The organism is Winogradskyella rapida (assembly GCF_042675845.1).
In the GTDB taxonomy this organism is placed as follows: domain Bacteria; phylum Bacteroidota; class Bacteroidia; order Flavobacteriales; family Flavobacteriaceae; genus Winogradskyella; species Winogradskyella rapida.
In genome coordinates, this window is the sequence record NZ_JBHTKM010000063.1 from 1,009,557 (window position 1) to 1,028,832 (window position 19,276).

A 19,276-nucleotide genomic window follows, 5' to 3' on the forward strand; every position below is an offset into this window, starting at 1 on the left:
TTAACCATAGAATCACAACGTTAACTTTGCAATTCTAAAACTTAAAATTTTGTGGGGAGAGCAGGATTCGAACCTGCGAAGACGTAGTCAGCAGATTTACAGTCTGCCCTCGTTGGCCGCTTGAGTATCTCCCCAAAACTTTAATTCAATATTTCAATTTAAAAACTTTATTTCTAAGGTTTTTAAAGAGCCGATGGAGGGACTCGAACCCACGACCTGCTGATTACAAATCAGCTGCTCTAGCCAGCTGAGCTACATCGGCTTTTTGCTACTTTTATACACTTTCAAAACAAGCATAAAAAAGTCCGCTATTTCTAACGGAATGCAAATGTAAAACCTTTTTTCAGTTATTCAAAACTTTTTTGAAAAAAATTTTAAACTTTTGCTCTTAATTTCTCTTTTCGCTTTTTTATTTGACGTTCTAAAGAGGCAATGGCTGCATCTGCCCCCTCTTCAAAGGTCTTACATTGCTTTTTTACCACAAACGTATCTCCAGGAACACTCACCTTGGCTTCAAAAATTTTATTCTCTTTATCGCTGGTGTTCTGAACTTTTAAATAGACATCGGACTGAATGATCTTATCATAGAACAAATCTAATTTGTCCATACGCTTTTGAATAAAGTCAATTAATTTAGTATCTGCTGTGAAATTAACGGATTGTGTGTTTACTTTCATGTGATTTGTTTTAGGTTAAAGACTATATAACTTCAACAAGGTTGAACAGGATGCCTATAAAACGACTTAAGATATATTTCTTGGATGTGCTTTGGCATGTACCTTTTTAAGTTCTGCTATACTATTATGAGTATAAACTTGGGTTGCCGCTAAACTTGTATGTCCAAGAAGTTCTTTTATAGCGTTTAAATCTGCACCTTGTTTTAGCAAATGTGTTGCGAACGAATGCCTTAAGACATGAGGGCTACACTTTACCTTTGTTGATGCTTCACTAAAGTACTTATTTATTATTCTGTAAACAAGCTTTTCGTATATTTTAATACCTTTTTGGGTTAAAAATAACATCTGCTCATCTTCTATTATAGGTAAATTCTTGCGATAGTCTAAATACCGTTTTAAGGTTTGCTTTACGGAACTTAAAAGCGGAATAAACCGCTCCTTATTTCTTTTACCGAGTACCTTTATTTGGTTTTGACTATAATCTACATCTGTAATCTTTAAATTAACCAATTCTATACGCCGCATTCCGGTGGCATAAAACAATTCTATGATTAACTGGTTCCTTGCCGTTTCAAAATCAACAACCGCGATGGCTAGTTCTAAAACAGTTTTCAATTCTAATTCTGAAAAAGGAAGTTGCACTTTTTTACCCACCTTTAAAGCCTTATGCTTTTTTAATGGGTTCTCCTCTATCGCTTCTATTTTAAGTAAGAATTTATAATAGGTGTTTAAGGAAGAGATTTTTCGGTTAATGGTTCGGTTTGAAATGTGATTTACTAAGGTAACAATCCATTGTCTTATTTCTGAATAGTTTGCCTCTGCCACAGATTCCGCATCATGCTCTGCATCTAGAAATTTCTGAAAGCTTTCAATATCTTTAGTATAGGCCGTAACCGTATGTGAAGAATATTTCTTTTCTAATAATAGATAATCTGAAAATGCATTAAGACTCATACTGTTAACTTCCCTAATTTTAAATATAACGAATAAGACGTTTAGAATTGCATATATAAGAAAAAATCCCACTCGAAAGCAGGATTTAAAAAAGAGAATCCCTTTTTTACTTTACAGACCAAACGGAATAGCTTCTTGGTGGCGCTTGGAGTTTAACCCAATTCCCAGACTGCGTTGTTGGCTCCCAACTAGAATTCCCTGTATAATCTTTTATAACCGTGTTAGACCAATTGGTTTCTACCCAACGTTCCTGCCAAGCATCTGAATTGTTTATATAAACCACAAGCCCGTTGTTATTATACCCATTACGTTTGGCAATATATTCATCCGTATCAACATGTAAGATTGATGTAGACCCACCTGCAAGATTATTGTGAATCCAAATAAGATTATTCATTTGGGCTTTATTTAACCATTCTTCATAATCCTTATAGAAGATTGCAGGATAACCTTCATGCGTCAATATATAAGCATAAGCCAAAATTTTGTTATTGATAATTTCATCCGTATCGTGGTTGGTTACAAAAGTTACTGCTCTAGATGCATTTTGTTTCCAAAGCATATCATCATTAAGCGCTGTTAAGTCATTCCCCATAAAAGCATCTTTCATTTTATAGTAGCAGGCAAAATCAAATGCACTAGCTTCAGCGGTACTGGTCCAATAATTTAAGGTAGAGACATTACTATCCCAATACTCCCCTACTGAAAATCCTCCGACTTCATTTTTCCATTCTTTAACCACCCAAGGTTCAAATCCTTTCACATAATCAAACCTCCAACCATCAAATCCGATGACATCTCTGTAATATTTAGCTACGCTATTTGGGTTTTTCCAAAGCCAATCTTGAACGTAGGACTGATAATGACATAAATCGGGATACCCCCCAAAGGCACCACTATCATTATTATGTACATTATTAGCATGAAAATCGGTAGCCGAGCGATAAAAATTTCCAGACATAGGATTAAAATCGGTCCAGGTATTCCCACCCGTATACGGATTGGCTTCACTAGCGCCACCACTATTATGATTAATAACGATATCTGCGATAACACTTAAGCCGTTTTCATGTGCCGTATCAATCATGTCAATTAATTCTGAACGCGATCCGAAACGGGTTTCTGTACTTCCCATCTGATTAAATTCACCAAAATCGAAATAATCAAAAGGATCATACCCCATAGAGAACGGACCATTTTGTGCTTTTGAAGCTGGTGGCAGCCATATGGCATCAATACCGGCATTACTCCAATCGGCCACTTTAGAATTTACAACGTTCCACCAAGTTCCTCCCGCAGGGACGTCCCAATAGAAGGCTTGCATCATTACCCCCGACCCTATCGGTTTTAAGCCCGCGCGCTTGGCTATTGGAGCAGTGATTTCGGTTGTTGTAAGATTCTCTGGGGTCTCAACGATATCTTCTTGAGAACAACTGAAGGCACACAGCACCACACAGGTTGTACCCAACCATTTAAAATAATTCATAATATAGAGTGTTTATTTAGTTCCTCTAAAATTACTGTGATATCTATACGAAACAAAACTTAAAACGTCACGAAAACGTTTTCGTGTTGATAAATTCTGATTTTACCCCACCTTAAATTATTTATAAAACAAAAAACTCGCGAATAAATTCACGAGTTTTCATTTTATTAAAGCAAATTGCTTTATATAATCGTACTACAACAATTATGTTGCAGGTTTATAATCTTTATTATCAATAACCATTTTAGCAATGATTTCTTTCAATATTTCTGAAGTACCACCACCTATTGGACCTAAACGACTATCTCTAGACATACGTGCTAACGGATACTCTTCCATAAAGCCATAGCCGCCTAAAAACTGAAGACATTGGTAAATGACATCATCTGCCATTTTTGTAGATTGTAATTTAGACATTGTAGCTTCTTTCACCACATAGTCTCCCATATCTAAACGTTTTGTTACATAGTAGTTAAATTGTTTACATATTTCCATTTGTGTTTGGCAATCTGCAAAAGTATGTCTTAAGGCTTGAAACTTATCAATAGTTCTTCCGAAGGCCGTACGCTCACTCATATATTGCTTAGCGTATTCTAAAGCATATTCTGCTCTAGCATGAGCATTAACGCCCATAATTAAACGCTCTAATGCAAAATGTTGCATGATATAAGGAAAGCCTTGGTTTTCATTCCCCATTAAGTTTGCTGCAGGAATCACTACATTATCAAAAGCAATTTCGGCAGTATCAGAAGCTCTCCACCCTAACTTATCTAGTTTTGTTGCTGAAATACCAGGGGTATCTCTATCCATAACAAAAATACTAATACCTTTATTTCCTAATTCTGGACTGGTTTTAGCGGCAACCACAAGGTAGTCACTATAAACACCATTTGTTATAAAGGTTTTTGAACCATTAATAACATAGGTATCCCCATCTTTCACGGCAGTTGTTCGCATCCCTGCGACATCACTTCCCCCAAAAGGTTCTGTAATACAAAGACAACCTATTTGGTCTCCAGAAATACTATCTGCTAAATATTTTTCTTTAATGGCCTCATCGCCCTCTTTATTAAGATGCGTCATGGCTAAGTAAGCATGTGCCCACATTGCTGCGGCAAACCCACCAGAGTTAATACGTTGTAATTCTTCAAGAAAAATTACGGTATAAAAAAGGTCTAAATCTAATCCGCCATATTGTTCTGGGTAAGCAAGACCAAAGTAGCCCATATCACCAAATTTCTTCCAAATGAATCGTTCTATATGACCGGTTTCTTCCCACTTGTCTATATGCGGAACGACTTCCTTTTGCAGGAATTCCCTTAGGCTTTCTCTGAATAAATTATGTTCTTCTGTAAAATATAAATTGGACATAAATTGTTGTTTGATTAGAGTTGCAAATATAACTTAATTATCTCTATTTTTTCTTTCGGAAAACCTTCAACACGTAATAAATCCTCTAAGGAATTAAAACCATCACGCAATGTTCTTTCCTCTATAATATTAAAGGCCACCTCGTAATCTATGTAAGGGACCGTCACCAATTGATCGCGTCCTGCGGTATTAAGATTTATAACCGTGATAGGGCGTGGTGTTTTTACTGTAAAATGCTGTAGAATCTGTGTAATAACCTCATCGGTTAAACCCCAAACTTCCGAAAGTTCTATATCAGAGACAAAGCCCCCATCATACTTATTACGATACTTCAAAATACGTTCAGAACGTTTCTTGCCCACGCCATATACTTTTTCAAGTTGTTCTTGGGTGGCCATATTTAAGTCTATTTTCTGAGCATAGGTTTTTGGAGTTTTGGATGTAAGATAAGATGGCTTATCCTTTTGAGTTTTAGCCTTGGTAGTATTAACCCAATCGGGGAATTTAAAGTAAGGCGCCATGGTTGCTAATAATGAATCGGAGACTAAAGTGACCTTCTGAAACTCTTGGGCCGAATTCACCCAACGGTCTGTTGCCCTAAATTTATGGAGCCGGTCTATCTCTTCAGTAGCCATTCCTAAAGCATAGCCTTTATAATCGGTAATATAATTAGGGTTGAAAGGGTAGATTTTAGGCTTATTGTTTTCAATTTCCACCTTCCGTAGCGCGTCTATTTCTCGTATAAAGGTTTCTATTTGCTCTGACTGTTCTACTGTCTCACTTTTATGAAAGGGATTCCACCACAACACGGCTTGTAAGCCAACTATAAGGCCTATTAACAACAAAATCCCATTCCGTTGTTGTTTAGAAAACTGGAAATGGGATTTCATTGCAATGAGTTTTGTTTTTTATAGAATCTCGTTTAAATCTTCAGCACCATCTTCAATAGCATCATCTTTAACACTAATAGCTTTATAGTATCTTGATAATTCTTTCTTAATAATTGGAGAAAGAATAATAACACCGATAATATTAGGAACCACCATAGCAAAGATCATCGCATCTGAGAAGTTAATTACTGCACCTAAACTAATAGAAGCACCAACTACGACGAAGAATAAAAATAATATTTTATAAACTAAATCTGTAATTTTTCCTTTTCCAAATAAGAATACCCATCCTTGCATTCCGTAGTAAGACCAAGAAATCATGGTAGAAAAGGCAAATAATATAACGGCAATGGTTAAGACCACAGAGAAGTGAGGAATCACAGTATCAAAAGCAGTGGCTGTAATCTCCACCCCTTCGGTAATCTCTACTCCATATTCCATAAAGCCACCATCGAAATTTGTAATTACAATCACTAAAGCCGTCATTGTACAGATAACAACCGTATCTACGAAAGGCTCTAAAAGTGCCACAATACCTTCTGAAGCCGGATATTTAGTACGAACAGCAGAGTGTGCAATTGCTGCAGACCCTACACCAGCTTCGTTTGAAAAGGCTCCTCTTCGGATTCCCTGAATCATAACTCCTACAAGTCCACCAGCAATTCCTAATCCAGAAAATGCTCCTTCATAGATTAAAGCGAACGCATCATCAATAAGTGAGAAATTTGCACCTAAGATAATTAAAGAAGCTAAAACATAGATTCCAGCCATAAATGGCACTACTTTTTCAGTCACCTTAGCAATACGCTTAATACCACCAATAATAACGATGGCTACTAAAGCTGCCATTACTAATCCGAAATAAAGACCAGCGTTAGAAGCAGGATCTAATTCAAAAAGTTTAACAAACTGTGCAGCGGCTTGATTGGCTTGGAACATGTTTCCACCTCCAAAAGATCCACCGATAACAAAAATGGCAAATAAAACGGCAAGAACTTTACCAAAACCTCCCATTCCTTTAGAACGTAGTCCTTTAGTTAGGTAGTACATTGGTCCACCGTAAACGGTTCCATCTTCACCAACATCTCTATATTTTACACCTAAGGTACATTCAGCAAATTTTGAAGCCATCCCTAATAGACCTGCAACAATCATCCAAAATGTTGCTCCTGGTCCACCAATAGAAAGTGCTACGGCCACACCGGCAATATTTCCAAGTCCTACGGTTGCAGATAAGGCTGCTGTTAAGGCCTGGAAGTGCGACACCTCACCATCGGCCCCTTCATCTTTAATCGTTTCTATAATATCTTCACCTTCATTTGGTGTACTATCACCATATAAAGTATCAGCACCGTGCTTTTCGATATCTTCATATTCACCTTTTACCACTTTAATGGCCATTCTAAATCCTGTAACATTGATGAATTTAAAATAAATGGTAAAAAATAAGGCACCACCGACTAATACGATAAGTACCCAAGGAATTTGATAGGTCTCAGAAAAAGGAATTTCATAAAAAATAGCCTCGACAAACCAACCTGTATAATCTTTGAAAATAACGTCTATTTTCTCTGAAGTTGTCTGTTGTGCAAAGTTTAAAAGCGGTAATATCAACGTAAAAATTGATAGAAGATATTTCTTCATTAGTATATTTATTAGTTAAGTTAAAAGTTTTAAAGTTGACAAGATGCAAAAAAAAATTGAGTCAATAAAGTCTGAACTCATAAAATGAGTGATGGGCCTATGCAATTTTAAACACAGAATTGAGTTTAATGATCTGCTCAGGACGTCCTAAAACGATGATATAGGACCCTGGCACAAGCTTGGTATCCGCCTCAGGATTAACAAGATATTCGCCAGTAATATTTTTAAAACCAATGACAGTACAGCCGGTTTTATTACGCAAATCTAAGTCCTTAATAGTTTTTACATCTTTTGTGTTATAAAGTTGCTCAACTTGAACTTCTGCCATATTTACATTGCGTTCCCCTACAATACTAAGGTTATCTATAAACTCAATAAGATCTGGAGTCACGACTAAAGAGGCCATATGATCGCCTCCAATTCTATCGGGAAGAATAACATTGTTAGCGCCTGCTAATTTTAATTTACTATAAGAGGTTTCTTCGGAAGCACGACTTATAATATTGAGTTTAGCATTGATTTGGCGTGCCGATAAAACCACAAACAAATTATCGGCATCACTAGGTAATGCTGTAATTAAAGTTGCCGCTCTGGAAATTCCGGCTTCAAGAAGAATTTCGTCATCATTGGCGTTTCCTAAAACAAATGGGAGATCTTCATCTTGAAATTTATCGAGAACCTCCTTATCTTGTTCAATAATAACAAACGGCTTGTTATAAGACTGTAATTTCTTGGCCGCCTGCTTCCCATTTCTTCCAAAACCACATATAATAATGTGATTAGACATTTCTTCAATTTTCTTTAGCATCTTCCGTTGTTTTATATCCTCAAGATTATTTCGGTTTAAAATATATTCGGTTATAATAGAAATCGCATACCCTACAATGACAACACTTGTTAAGATTAAAAATATAGTAAAAACTTTAGAGGGCGTATCTAAGGGGTTTACTTCTGCAAAACCTACAGTAGTAACGGTAATCACCGTCATGTAAAATGCATCTAACCAAACATACCCTGCAATAAACCGATAACCTAAAACACCAATACACAGCAAAATGCCTAGGAGGAGTATTGCCGTATAGATTTTAGATCTATAAAGTTTTAAAAGGGGATTCTTCATATTTATAAGTCAAAAACTGAGGAGCGTTTTGTATAAATAATATCTTTAATACGCATCCAAAACGCTAAAAACAGATATAAGGCAAAACCGAATCCTACGGTTACAAACGTGAGATACATAAAGGATGTTCTTACTATTTTTGCCCTAATCCCTAAGCGATCGGCGATACGTTGACACACGTAATAGCCACGTTTTTGGAAATATAATAAAAGTGCGTAGAACCAATTCATGTCGCAATTTACTTATTTTTTTACGATTAGACTATTACCAATAGCACAGTGCAAACATCTATTTTTATCACAGTACTCCTGTTTTAACTGTAATAAGGCTTGAGAACTTAAGGCATTTCTTTCTATTGATTTCAGTTCTAAAAACTTACTGACAATACTGTTGTTTTCTAATTTTAAAGCTTTAATGAGCGTAAACAACTCCTCATCCGTCGCTTTACCTTGAGCTTTCGCATAGCTAAACTTAAGCGGTATTATAGTATTTATAATCAAGAGATCTATAAACGATTTTGTCATTGATTTTTTAGACACTTTAGAGGCCGTACTAAAAGTGTAATGGGTTCTCCAGAATTGCGATACGCCTTTATTAAAAAACTCGTAATAGGCTTCTAAGGTTTTTAAGCTGATAATTTTAGAAACTAAGTGCGGCTCTAAGGTATAGAGATTTGCAAATTGCGACAGCCTAATGGTTGGAAAATTAGGAGGTCTTAACCTGAAAAACTGTGCTGGAACAACATTGCTATTATCAATATTAAATTTTTGTTTGAGATAGCCGTACTTCTCTTGAAGGTCTGTAAAATAAGGTTCTTCGATATCATTACGTTCTAATAAACCGGCTTGACCAAATAATAAGGCTTCTACATTATGAATTTTATCGAGTAATTTTCTAAATACGGCATAGTCAAAGGAACTTGCAATGCTTAAAAAAGAGGGACCATTGACTTTTAACCCAAAATTCTTCAATAGCATTTTGAACAAAACCGCTTCCCAATTATTTTGAGAAACCATCAATAAGCTGTTTATGGTTTCAGATTTTTGTTCTAAGCGTTCTATATAGAGACGCTCTAACCAATTATTAAGAAGAAAATCATCGGTCTCTCCAAACCGCGATTCACAATTAATCCAAGTTTTAGATTTTAAAAGTTTTTTATAATTAGTGCTGTAGCGTTGATCGACGTAATGTTTTAGCTCTAAGGTTGGAATCACGGAGTTATCTTTCCTAAAGATGTCGGCATCGTGCTCCCAAACCACATGAAGAATAACGTTATCATAAGCCTTATCCGTTTCGTGATGGTGCACATACCAATCTGAAGACTTTACATGAATCTCTACATTGCCCGCCCAATGTTGTTCTGCAATAACAAGCTGCGCATTGAAAAAATCAGGACCTGAATTATGATTATGCTGCCCCAAGTTTACAATCCGAATCGCCTCTTTCTGAGTGGTTTTTAGCACCCCCGATTTAAAGGCTTTATGTTTCCATATATAATGAAGGAAATCTTCTTGCATCCTCTAAAGTAAAGATTTGCCTTTAAAAATGTTTTATTTTTTTAGAAAAATGCGGATTGTATTCAGGCTAAATGCCACATCAGGGCGTCTAAAACAAAAAATCCTGAGCGATGCTCAGGATTTTTAAGTCTATTATATGCTTATCCTTTTATAGGACAATATGATTTAATCGATGTAGCCCATGTCTCTCATCCATTCGTCATTGTACATTTTCCCTACATAACGACTTCCATGATCATGAAATAAAACCACAACAACATCATCGGGTTTAAATTGATCTTTTAATTGCAACACGCCTTTAATTGCTGAACCTGCTGAATTCCCTAAGAACATCCCTTCTTCCTTACTTAGACGTTGTGTATATACACAAGCATCTTTATCTGTCACCTTAGTAAATCCATCAATAATATCGAAATCTACATTTTTAGGTAAAATATCTTCACCGATACCTTCAGTCACATAAGGATAGATTTCATTTTCATCAAACTCTCCGGTCTCATGGTATTTTTTAAACACCGATCCATAAGTATCGACACCCCAAACTTTGATATTAGGGTTTTGTTCTTTTAAATATTTTCCAACACCACTAATCGTTCCTCCGGTCCCTACACCTACAACAAAATGTGTAATTTTACCATCGGTTTGTTTCCAAATTTCAGGTCCTGTGCTTAAGTAATGTGCTTTAGTATTACTTGGATTATCATATTGGTTAACATACCAAGAATTAGGAGTTTCTTCTCCTAAACGTTTAGACACTGAATAGTAACTACGAGGGTCTTCTGGTTCTACCGCTGTTGGACAAACCACAACTTCTGCCCCTACAGCTTTAAGAATATCTATCTTTTCTTTAGACTGCTTATCGGCCATAACAAAGATACATTTGTACCCTTTAATAATTGCCGCTAAGGCTAAGCCCATTCCAGTATTTCCTGAGGTCCCTTCAATGATAGTTCCTCCTGGTTTTAATCGCCCGTCTGCCTCAGCATCTTCAATCATTTGTAAAGCCATTCTATCCTTTACAGAGTTTCCGGGGTTAAAAGTCTCATATTTAGCAAGTACTAAACAAGGTAAATCCTCCACTAGTTTATTCATCTTAACTAAAGGGGTATTTCCTATTGTACCTAATATATTTTCTACGTAATCCATAATATTATTTTCGAGGTGCAAAAATAAGTGAAATATTAGAAGTAGAAAGTATAAACTTAGAGTATTACCGCTTCGTCTTTAATAAGAAAAAAAGACCTATAAATACAGCTTATAAAGACACAAATTCTGAATAAAATAACGCAGGCAAATATTCGGTTTAATCGAAACGAATGGCTTTAACGGGAGAAATTTTAGAGATGATTACCGACGGAATTAACAACATTAATAAACAAGCTACGAACGTCCCTAAATTGAGAAGCATAATATAATCCCAACTGATATAAACCGGAGCATTATTCACGTAATAGGTATCGGGATTTAAAGGAAATAACTTAAAATATTTTTGTGCAAATAACAGACCTAAACCAATACTATTACCCCATAACAGACCTAAACCTACAAGGTAAGAAGCGTTATAGAGAAACACTTTTCTTATAGACCAATTAGAACTTCCTAAGGCTTTTAGAATTCCGATCATCTGTGTACGTTCTAGGATTAAAACTAACAAGGCTGTTATCATATTAATCCCCGCTACAATGATCATAATGGCAATAATACCATAGGTATTCTTATCAAAGATTTTAATCCATTCAAATATGGTATAATACTTTCTTGTAATAGAAGTGGCATTCATCATAGACGGCACAGCTTTATAGACCTCTACCGTTTTTTGTTCAATTTTAGAGAAATCGTCTATAAACACTTCAAAATTTCCAATTTGATTGGCTTCCCATTTATTTAGACGTTGAATATGTCTTAAATCTGCAATACAGAATTTCTCATCTAATTCTTGAAATCCTGAATTATAAATTCCCACAATATTAAACCCCATTAATCTAGGCAAACGGTCTATCCGCTCCGTAAATAAGGTTTGCATTTTATCGCCTACTTTAAAATCTAAGCGATTGGCCAAATATTGAGAAATTAAAATCTCTTCATTTCTATTTTTGGTAAAATCGGGTAAACGCCCCTCAATTAAAAACGCTTCAAAATAATCCCATTTATAATCGGCTCCGACACCTTTAACCACAACACCTTCAAAATCGGTTTCAGTTCTAATAACGGCAAATTTTTGAGCCACTCCTTGCACGTGGTTAATCCCCTCAACCTCTGCAAAGTTCGGATAGAATTCTTGATCTATAGAGATGGGTACTTGCGATTCATCTGAAGAATTATTATCATAATTAGTAATTTCTATATGCCCATTAAAAGCAACAACTTTATCTCTAATTTTTTGCTGTAAGCCCAAACCGGTGGCTATCGCAATAAGCATTACAATCATTCCAATAGCAATTGCCGCGATACCAATTTTAATAATTGGTGCCGAAACACTACTTTTATACGTTTTATTGCCAATAATGCGTTTTGCTATAAATAACTCAAAATTCAAACTTATATATGCTTTTAAAGGTTTTCAAAAATACAGTTTTATTCTCTATAATAATATCCATTTCATTGGTAACATTTTCTTGTGGACAGCGCACCGAACAAGCCCGTAATAATGTACTTAAAGATACCTTAGCGTTAAATGATGCTCCGAGTGCAAACAAGACCTTACTTAGCGAAAATAAAAACCTCAACGTAGGAGCGAATAAAACGCAGGACTACCTCCCGCTATTGCAAGGCAAACGTGTGGGTATTGTTGCCAACCAAACCAGTGTTATTTTTAAAACCAAACGCTCTAAAGCTTCTTTATTAAACTATACCCATCTTGTAGATTCTTTAATAGCCATGAATGTTGATGTAAAAAAAGTATTTGCACCAGAACATGGTTTTAGAGGGGTCGCCGATGCTGGAGAAGTTGTTAAAGATGGCCTAGACACTAAAACAGGACTTCCTATCATTTCCCTCTATGGAAAAAATAAAAAGCCCACTGCTGAACAATTAAAAGGTTTAGATCTTGTCGTTTTTGATATACAAGATGTAGGGGCTCGCTTCTACACATACATTTCAAGTTTACATTATGTAATGGAAGCCTGTGCCGAACAAAACATTCCGGTGTTGGTATTAGACCGTCCTAATCCTAATGGACATTATATTGATGGACCTATTTTAGAAAAAGCGCATAAAAGCTTTGTGGGCATGCACCCTATTCCGGTGGTTCACGGGATGACTATTGGCGAATATGCCCAAATGATTAATGGCGAACACTGGCTAACAAACGGAATACAATGCCAACTCACGGTAATTACTGTAGACCATTACAACCACCAACTCCCATATGAGCTTCCTATAAATCCATCGCCAAACCTTCCTAATGCTAAAGCTATAAACCTCTACCCAAGTTTATGTTTTTTTGAAGGCACCCCAATTAGTGTAGGTCGAGGTACTCATAAACAGTTTCAAGTTATCGGCTCGCCAAAATTTAAAAATGAAGGATTTCCTTTTCAATTTACACCAACTGCCAATGCTGGAGCGAAATATCCTAAGCACGACGGTGAAATCTGTTACGGTTATGACCTGTCTGAATTTAAAACTTTAGATGGTTTGCATTTAGAATGGTTAATTGATTTCTACAACAAAAGCCAAACTTTAAATTCTGAAACGTCATTTTTTACGGATTTCTTCACGCTACTTGCCGGTACTCAATCCTTAGAAAAGCAAATTGTGGCAGGATGGTCTGAAAAAGAGATTAGAGCTAGTTGGAAAGCAGGACTCGCTGCCTACAGCAAAACAAGAGCGCAATACCTTTTATACCCTTAATCGTTCTATTGGCTGAGAGTCTCTTTAGATTGAAGTAAATTGATGAGCACATCGGGATAATCTGTTATAATGCCATCCACTTGATAGGCCTGCATTTGGGCCATATCTGCTTTAATGTTCACCGTCCAAGGAATTACCTTATATCCTTGACTTTGATAGGCCGAAACATTTTCCGCTGAAAGCAACTTAAAATATGGGCTTATAATTTCAGGGTGAAATGTGAGCTGTTCTAATTTTGTGTCGATGTCCTCCTTACCATCGACTAAAAGGGCCATAGGCATATGAGGAGACTGAACTTTAACGGCTTCTAAAATAGCAGTATCGAAAGATTGTAAATTTACCCGATTTTCCATTTGATGTGCTTCAATCACCTCTAAAACCAAAGCGACGTAAGCTTTGGGTTGCGGTGTAAACACATCGTAATAACTCGGAGCCGATTTAATTTCAATATTAACCTTAACGCTTGAAGCTTTCGCCTTTATAAGCTCAAAAACTTCTGAAAGTAAAGGTTTATACGTTTTAAACTTTTCTTGATTAGGATAAGTAGGATGCAATTTGGTTCCGCAGTCAAAAGCCTTTATCTGCTTATAATCCATTTCATATAAATTATAATCCGCTTTAGAGTCCTCAGGAAGTTCCATGCCTTCAGGACTTAGACAAATAACAGGATTCATATAAGGCTCATGTGAAACGACCACTTTACGATCTTTAGAAATTACAATATCTAATTCTAAGGTTTCTACCCCAAGATCTATAGCCGTTGTAAAGGCCTCTAAGGTATTTTCGGGCATTAACCCTCTACATCCACGATGTCCTTGAACATCAATATTTTTTTCTGAATTACATCCCATCATAAGACCTATACTTAAAAAACTAATTATGAATTTTTGAAGACAATGTTGATTTTTCATAGCGTTGAAACGGTTGTTTTAGCAAATCTTTGATATTACTATTTTTAACTTCATCGGGAAATACATCCACACCATAAACCAATTTTTCACGATCTAAATAACGATAGGTCCCGAATAGGCGATCCCAAAAACTAAAAATATTACCAAAATTAGAATCGGTATAAGGCAACCTATAATGATGGTGAATTTTATGCATGTCTGGCGAGACAATAACATAACTCAAAATCTTATCCAAGCGCTTAGGCATTTTGATATTAGCATGAGTAAATTGCGTAAAAATCAAGGACAACGCCTGATAGATCATAATTATAGCAATAGGAGTTCCCACTAAAAAAACACCTAATAAAGTAAAGAAGAAACGAATAAAACTTTCTATGGGATGATGCCTGTTGGCTGTGGTGGTATCGACGTTATGATCGGTATGATGCACCAAATGGACCATCCAGAGAGGTTTTACTTTATGTTCTACATAGTGTGCTAAATAGGCTCCGAAAAAATCTAAAAGAACCACACCCAAAAACACATATAAGCCCAAAGGCAATTTTGGTAACCAATTTATAATTCCGAAGTTATGAACCACAACCCAATCTGAAACGCGCAATAATAAAAAGGCCAAGGCAAAATTTATGACAACCGTTGTTAGGGTAAAAAACAAGTTAGGAATAGCATGCTTCCATTTTTTGTACTTAAATTTAAATAAGGGCAAACCGCCTTCTAACAACCAAAAAAAAGTAAGCCCTCCTACCAAAATGAGACTTCGGTGCGAAGAAGGAATGGTGTTAAAGTAAGAGACGATGTTTTCCAAAAAACTTATTTATAGAGGTTAATAAGGACCTGTGCTTTCTTCAAATTTACTGAAGATAGTTTAGATTTCCACGTCATAACCTCTTTTTGATTGCCTAAAATACGATGTGTGGTATAATATAAAAATGCCAAAAAGCCCTGATTACTTGCGTGTTCTTCGTCAATTTCTAAACGGTTTAACAGACGCAAGGCTTTTCTAGGACGGTTTAAAATTATATATTGCTGTATACTTAATAGGGCAACACGTTGCGATAACATCGCCTTATCTTCTGCCGTGACCTCCTCTATAAATTGTGAGGCTTCCTCGAGATAAAGCAATCCTAAATCCACCATATTTTCACGAATGGCTTCTTTTACATACGGTGAAAAATCGAAATATTTTGAGGCCAAGTAATAGGCAGAATAAAAATCTTTTTTCTCTTTGTATTCTTTCAATTCTAGGGCAAAAAACTCGGTATTAATGCCATAATTCTGAATTAACGTTGTGATGTTTTGGTAGCCCTCTGCAGTATGCTTAACATTTAAAATATGGCCATGAACATCCATTATTTTAATACTATCGTCATTAAACTTATCAATATATTCCTGCGATTGCTTCTCCTTAATCTCTAAATACAAACTTTCGTAGGCCAATTCATTTACAATAACGGGCACAAAATACTTCCATATTAAAGGACTTACTTCTTCGTTTTCAAATAAATTTTCAATCAGAATGGTATAACCATTTTCATCATTCACCAAAACATGATAGGGATATTTTGTGGTATCTTCCCAAACCATCAGTACCATTTTATTTTGGGTCAGTGCCAAATCTTGCGCTAAATCTAAATTTGTCATCCACGGTTGAGCGGACGACCATTGAAATGTTAAAACTAAAATTAATACAATTGTAATTTGATATCTCATAGATTTTAAATTTTGTTAATAGTCACAATTATCATTCCTAAGCTATGCTTATTATTTAGGAATTCTCTTTTTCATGGCTTCAACAATATTGTAGGCTGCAGGACAAATCGCTACATTCTTCAAGGTTAAGTTAGAAATCTGCTGAAACTTTTTACGGTCGGTATGCGGAAACTCACTACAGGCTTTAGGACGCACGTCGTAGATAGAGCAGTAATTATCTGCCCCTAAAAATGTACACGGTACGGATTGCAACACATAATCATTTTCTTCATCGAGACGCAGGTAAGTTTCTATAAACTGTTGTTCTTTCATTCTAAAGAACTTGGCGATACGCTGAATATCTTTAGGCGTAAATAAAGGCCCTGTTGTTTTACAACAATTTGCACAGGCTAAACAATCGGTACGTTCAAACTCTTCTTCATGCAGTTCTTGCATAATATAATCTAACTGCTTGGGAGGTTTCTTTTTTAACTTTGTAAAAAAGGTTTTGTTCTCCTTATGTTTATCTTTGGCCCACTTTGGAAGGTTATTAATCTGATCTTGCATAGCACAAATTTAAGTAAAGTTCACGACTCAGTTTCGAGAAAAGCAAAATCGCGCGTTAAGTTTTAGACCGTCTTAATTATGAAAGATATTTTTGGCCAAGCCTTATTAGATTATCAAAATGGAAATTACTCTGAAGATCTTATGACCTCCACGAATATTTCTGATAAGGACGAGTTACCGCTCCCCTATTTATTTAGAAGTTATGCTGAAATGCCAGCCTTAGAGCAAGAAGCCTTAAAGTTAAGTCGGGGGAAAATTTTAGATGTAGGTTGTGGTTCTGGTAGTCACAGCTTATGGTTACAAGACCAAGGCAAAACGGTGAAAGCCATTGACAGTTCTAAAGGCGCTGTTGAAGTTGCACAGCAACGTGGTGTAATTAATGCGGAATTAAAACCGCTTTTAGAGGAAACCGAAAAATTTGATACAATTCTTTTACTTATGAATGGTACTGGGATTTTTCAAGAACTCTCTAAAGTTTCCCAATATTTAGACCATTTAAAAACGCTACTTCAGACGGACGGACAAATTTTAATGGACTCCTCTGACATCTCCTATATGTATGAAGATGAAGATGGCGGTATGTGGCTAGATCTTAATCAGGGTTATCCTGGTGAACTAGACTATTACCTATCTTACAAAGGTATTGAGGAAACGCCGATGAAATGGTTATACCTCGATTTTGAAACCTTAAAAACAGCATGCTTAACCGTAGGCTTACAATGCGAAAAAATTAAGGAAGGCGAACACTATGATTACTTAGCTCGGATTTCTAAATAAAACCGTGGCCTTAAATTTTCTTTTAAGGCCGCCATCTACCATATTTTCAAACCAAAAATTAAGGTCTACTTGATAGTCGTTTAGCATAGTATTAAAATTCAGCCCCCAAAGTTTTAAGATTGCACTTCACCGCCAACGACTGTTTTTAAGACTTTAATATTAGGAATTTCTTGAGCATCCACCGTCATGATATCTTTATCTAGAATAATGAAATCCGCAAATTTCCCTACTTCTAGACTTCCTTTTTCATTTTCTTCAAAATTAGAATAAGCCGCCCAAATGGTCATTCCTCTTAAGGTTTCTTCTCTACTAAGCGCATTTTCTTTTTGAAAGCCCCCTTCCGGATACTGCTCTAAATCTTGCCTCGAAACGGCCGCATAGAAACTTAAAAACGGACTCACTTTTTCCACCGGAAAATCGGTACCAATAGCCACTTTTCCGTAGGCATCTAACAATTGTTTATACGCATAAGCGCCTTTTAGGCGTTCTTCACCTACGCGATCTTCAGCCCAATACATATCGCTAGTTGCATGCGTTGGCTGTACAGAAGGAAAGATATTCTTGTATAATGTAAAATCTTCAGGAGATACAATTTGTGCATGTTCTACACGCCAACGTCTATCGGTTTGACCGGCTAAGGCTTTTTCATAGGTTTGTAATACGGCATGGTTGGCAGAATCGCCAATAGCATGGGTATTCATTTGGAATTCAGAATCCGCAATACGTTTTGCCGCCGCCGTCATGGTTTCTAAGTCGGTAACAAGTAAACCTAAATGTTCGGGTTTGTCTGAATACGGCTCTCTTAACATGGCACCTCTTGATCCTAAAGCTCCATCAGCATAAAACTTAAAGGAACGCACATTGAGATAATCCGTTTTTGTAATCCCTTTGTTAAGATAGTAGTCTAAATTCTCTTCGGTATGCGAGACCATAGCATAGATACGCATTTTAAGTGCTCCAGATTTCTGTAAACTATCGATAACCTCAATAGCTTCTTTGCCTAATCCGGCATCATCTACAGTAGTTAACCCTAAATCAAAACACAATTTTTGAGCTTCCAATAAGGCCGTGGTCATCTCTGATTTTGTAGGCTTTGGCCAATGATCCATAACTAAACGTTCTGCATTATCAATAAGAACACCTGTTAATTCTCCATTTTCAACAACCACTTCTCCTCCTTCAATTTTACTATCTACAGTAACCTTGCCTAGGTCTAAGGCCGCTTGATTGGCTAAAATAGCATGGCCATCAATACGCGTTAAAGCTATTGGCGTGTTAGGGTAGAGTTTATCTAATAAATTCTTGTTCGGGAATTCCTTAATCTCCCAATCGTTTTGGTCCCAACCACGACCTAAAATATAGTCTTTATGATGTGTATTCTGAAAATCTAAAACACGTTTCATCATATCTTCAAAACTTGTTGTTCCGAATAAATTAACGGTTTGCTGATTAAAACCTAAGCCTAGAAAGTGACAATGTGCATCGATAAGTCCAGGAACAACAGTTTGCCCTTCAGCATTAATAGTATCTGCTGCTGTATACTTTGCTTCTATCTCCGAAGCGCTTCCTACAGCAATGATCTTACCGTCTTTAACAGCAAAGGCTTCCGCTTTACTAAAAGCGTCATCAACGGTATAAATATTGGCGTTGGTTACCATTAAATCGACGTTTTCCTTAGCGGGTTCACAAGACACAAACAAAAATACCGCGCAGTACATAAGGGCTTGCAGACTTAATATTAAACCTCTTAAGGCGGAAGGGGAATGCTTAAATTTCATCGTATTGGTTTTGGTAGTATGTAAAAATAAGAAAAGCGCTCCAAAT

18 protein-coding genes and 2 tRNA genes are annotated in these 19,276 nt (G+C 36.2%); 2 read left to right on the top strand and 18 right to left on the bottom strand.

Annotated elements, in window-relative coordinates; genetic code table 11:
- Nucleotides 1–52 precede the first annotated feature (52 nt).
- The 13 genes from ACFQ13_RS11740 to ACFQ13_RS11800 all read right to left on the bottom strand — a co-directional run bounded on the left by ACFQ13_RS11740 (nucleotide 53) and on the right by ACFQ13_RS11800 (nucleotide 12,195).
- Nucleotides 53–134: transfer RNA gene (locus ACFQ13_RS11740), tRNA-Tyr, on the bottom strand.
- 54 nt (nucleotides 135–188) lie between these two features.
- Nucleotides 189–262: transfer RNA gene (locus ACFQ13_RS11745), tRNA-Thr, on the bottom strand.
- A 112-nt stretch (nucleotides 263–374) separates the two neighbouring features.
- Nucleotides 375–677 (bottom strand): ribosome hibernation-promoting factor, HPF/YfiA family, encoded by a 303-nt coding sequence (gene hpf, locus ACFQ13_RS11750; RefSeq protein WP_114310116.1) that lies wholly within the window; start codon nucleotides 675–677, stop codon nucleotides 375–377.
- Between the two features lie 66 nt (nucleotides 678–743).
- A complete protein-coding gene (locus tag ACFQ13_RS11755) occupies nucleotides 744–1,631 on the bottom strand; it encodes a tyrosine-type recombinase/integrase (protein ID WP_386117529.1) in 888 nt (295 codons plus the stop codon).
- A gap of 106 nt (nucleotides 1,632–1,737) precedes the next feature.
- Nucleotides 1,738–3,117: an alpha-amylase gene (locus ACFQ13_RS11760; RefSeq protein WP_386117532.1), complete on the bottom strand. Its 1,380-nt coding sequence runs from the start codon at nucleotides 3,115–3,117 to the stop codon at nucleotides 1,738–1,740.
- 204 nt (nucleotides 3,118–3,321) lie between these two features.
- A complete protein-coding gene (locus ACFQ13_RS11765; RefSeq protein ID WP_386117534.1) occupies nucleotides 3,322–4,488 on the bottom strand; it encodes an acyl-CoA dehydrogenase family protein in 1,167 nt (388 codons plus the stop codon).
- Between the two features lie 14 nt (nucleotides 4,489–4,502).
- Nucleotides 4,503–5,378 carry a ComEA family DNA-binding protein gene (locus tag ACFQ13_RS11770; protein WP_386117536.1) on the bottom strand — a complete coding sequence of 292 codons (876 nt, stop codon included), beginning with the start codon at nucleotides 5,376–5,378 and terminating at the stop codon, nucleotides 4,503–4,505.
- An 18-nt stretch (nucleotides 5,379–5,396) separates the two neighbouring features.
- Entirely contained in the window at nucleotides 5,397–7,022 is a 1,626-nt protein-coding gene (locus tag ACFQ13_RS11775; protein WP_386117538.1) for an alanine/glycine:cation symporter family protein, read from the bottom strand.
- Nucleotides 7,023–7,119: 97 nt separating this feature from the next.
- Nucleotides 7,120–8,142, bottom strand: a complete 1,023-nt coding sequence (locus ACFQ13_RS11780; RefSeq protein WP_386117540.1) for a potassium channel family protein — start codon at nucleotides 8,140–8,142, stop codon at nucleotides 7,120–7,122.
- Between the two features lie 2 nt (nucleotides 8,143–8,144).
- Nucleotides 8,145–8,372: a PspC domain-containing protein gene (locus tag ACFQ13_RS11785; protein WP_114310123.1), complete on the bottom strand. Its 228-nt coding sequence runs from the start codon at nucleotides 8,370–8,372 to the stop codon at nucleotides 8,145–8,147.
- Nucleotides 8,373–8,384: 12 nt separating this feature from the next.
- Nucleotides 8,385–9,659 (bottom strand): DUF2851 family protein, encoded by a 1,275-nt coding sequence (locus ACFQ13_RS11790; RefSeq protein WP_386117543.1) that lies wholly within the window; start codon nucleotides 9,657–9,659, stop codon nucleotides 8,385–8,387.
- 165 nt (nucleotides 9,660–9,824) lie between these two features.
- A complete protein-coding gene (locus tag ACFQ13_RS11795; protein WP_114310125.1) occupies nucleotides 9,825–10,805 on the bottom strand; it encodes a PLP-dependent cysteine synthase family protein in 981 nt (326 codons plus the stop codon).
- Nucleotides 10,806–10,962: 157 nt separating this feature from the next.
- Nucleotides 10,963–12,195, bottom strand: a complete 1,233-nt coding sequence (locus tag ACFQ13_RS11800; protein ID WP_386117544.1) for an ABC transporter permease — start codon at nucleotides 12,193–12,195, stop codon at nucleotides 10,963–10,965.
- A gap of 8 nt (nucleotides 12,196–12,203) precedes the next feature.
- On the opposite strand from ACFQ13_RS11800, the gene ACFQ13_RS11805 reads away from it, so the two are divergent.
- Nucleotides 12,204–13,508 carry an exo-beta-N-acetylmuramidase NamZ family protein gene (locus ACFQ13_RS11805; protein ID WP_386117547.1) on the top strand — a complete coding sequence of 435 codons (1,305 nt, stop codon included), beginning with the start codon at nucleotides 12,204–12,206 and terminating at the stop codon, nucleotides 13,506–13,508.
- A 5-nt stretch (nucleotides 13,509–13,513) separates the two neighbouring features.
- Here the strand turns inward: ACFQ13_RS11805 and ACFQ13_RS11810 are convergent, their stop codons facing one another.
- The 4 genes from ACFQ13_RS11810 to ACFQ13_RS11825 are packed head-to-tail and all read right to left on the bottom strand — an operon-like array spanning nucleotide 13,514 to nucleotide 16,675.
- Nucleotides 13,514–14,419 (bottom strand): glycerophosphodiester phosphodiesterase family protein, encoded by a 906-nt coding sequence (locus ACFQ13_RS11810; RefSeq protein WP_386117549.1) that lies wholly within the window; start codon nucleotides 14,417–14,419, stop codon nucleotides 13,514–13,516.
- Complete coding sequence (locus ACFQ13_RS11815; protein ID WP_386117551.1) at nucleotides 14,382–15,224, bottom strand: sterol desaturase family protein; 843 nt, start codon at nucleotides 15,222–15,224, stop codon at nucleotides 14,382–14,384. Before ACFQ13_RS11815 ends, ACFQ13_RS11810 begins: the two co-directional genes overlap by 38 nt.
- Before the next feature lie 5 nt (nucleotides 15,225–15,229).
- On the bottom strand, nucleotides 15,230–16,129 hold the full coding sequence (locus tag ACFQ13_RS11820) for a hypothetical protein (RefSeq protein WP_386117553.1): 900 nt from the start codon (nucleotides 16,127–16,129) through the stop codon (nucleotides 15,230–15,232).
- A 51-nt stretch (nucleotides 16,130–16,180) separates the two neighbouring features.
- On the bottom strand, nucleotides 16,181–16,675 hold the full coding sequence (locus ACFQ13_RS11825) for a YkgJ family cysteine cluster protein (protein ID WP_114310130.1): 495 nt from the start codon (nucleotides 16,673–16,675) through the stop codon (nucleotides 16,181–16,183).
- 78 nt (nucleotides 16,676–16,753) lie between these two features.
- Here ACFQ13_RS11825 and ACFQ13_RS11830 point away from each other — a divergent pair, with 78 nt between their 5' ends.
- On the top strand, nucleotides 16,754–17,452 hold the full coding sequence (locus ACFQ13_RS11830) for a class I SAM-dependent methyltransferase (protein WP_386117555.1): 699 nt from the start codon (nucleotides 16,754–16,756) through the stop codon (nucleotides 17,450–17,452).
- Between the two features lie 113 nt (nucleotides 17,453–17,565).
- Here ACFQ13_RS11830 and ACFQ13_RS11835 read toward each other — a convergent pair whose 3' ends face one another.
- Entirely contained in the window at nucleotides 17,566–19,230 is a 1,665-nt protein-coding gene (locus tag ACFQ13_RS11835; protein ID WP_386117558.1) for an amidohydrolase, read from the bottom strand.
- Nucleotides 19,231–19,276 lie beyond the last annotated feature (46 nt).

Coding starts and splice junctions, on each gene's coding strand:
- ACFQ13_RS11775 (WP_386117538.1), bottom strand. CDS start 7,022: ATGAAGAAATATCTTCTATCAATTTTTACGTTGATATTACCGCTTTTA.
- ACFQ13_RS11785 (WP_114310123.1), bottom strand. CDS start 8,372: ATGAATTGGTTCTACGCACTTTTATTATATTTCCAAAAACGTGGCTAT.
- ACFQ13_RS11825 (WP_114310130.1), bottom strand. CDS start 16,675: ATGCAAGATCAGATTAATAACCTTCCAAAGTGGGCCAAAGATAAACAT.
- hpf (WP_114310116.1), bottom strand. CDS start 677: ATGAAAGTAAACACACAATCCGTTAATTTCACAGCAGATACTAAATTA.
- ACFQ13_RS11830 (WP_386117555.1), top strand. CDS start 16,754: ATGAAAGATATTTTTGGCCAAGCCTTATTAGATTATCAAAATGGAAAT.
- ACFQ13_RS11755 (WP_386117529.1), bottom strand. CDS start 1,631: ATGAGTCTTAATGCATTTTCAGATTATCTATTATTAGAAAAGAAATAT.
- ACFQ13_RS11795 (WP_114310125.1), bottom strand. CDS start 10,805: ATGGATTACGTAGAAAATATATTAGGTACAATAGGAAATACCCCTTTA.
- ACFQ13_RS11810 (WP_386117549.1), bottom strand. CDS start 14,419: ATGAAAAATCAACATTGTCTTCAAAAATTCATAATTAGTTTTTTAAGT.
- ACFQ13_RS11820 (WP_386117553.1), bottom strand. CDS start 16,129: ATGAGATATCAAATTACAATTGTATTAATTTTAGTTTTAACATTTCAA.
- ACFQ13_RS11770 (WP_386117536.1), bottom strand. CDS start 5,378: ATGAAATCCCATTTCCAGTTTTCTAAACAACAACGGAATGGGATTTTG.
- ACFQ13_RS11760 (WP_386117532.1), bottom strand. CDS start 3,117: ATGAATTATTTTAAATGGTTGGGTACAACCTGTGTGGTGCTGTGTGCC.
- ACFQ13_RS11780 (WP_386117540.1), bottom strand. CDS start 8,142: ATGAAGAATCCCCTTTTAAAACTTTATAGATCTAAAATCTATACGGCA.
- ACFQ13_RS11765 (WP_386117534.1), bottom strand. CDS start 4,488: ATGTCCAATTTATATTTTACAGAAGAACATAATTTATTCAGAGAAAGC.
- ACFQ13_RS11805 (WP_386117547.1), top strand. CDS start 12,204: ATGCTTTTAAAGGTTTTCAAAAATACAGTTTTATTCTCTATAATAATA.
- ACFQ13_RS11835 (WP_386117558.1), bottom strand. CDS start 19,230: ATGAAATTTAAGCATTCCCCTTCCGCCTTAAGAGGTTTAATATTAAGT.
- ACFQ13_RS11790 (WP_386117543.1), bottom strand. CDS start 9,659: ATGCAAGAAGATTTCCTTCATTATATATGGAAACATAAAGCCTTTAAA.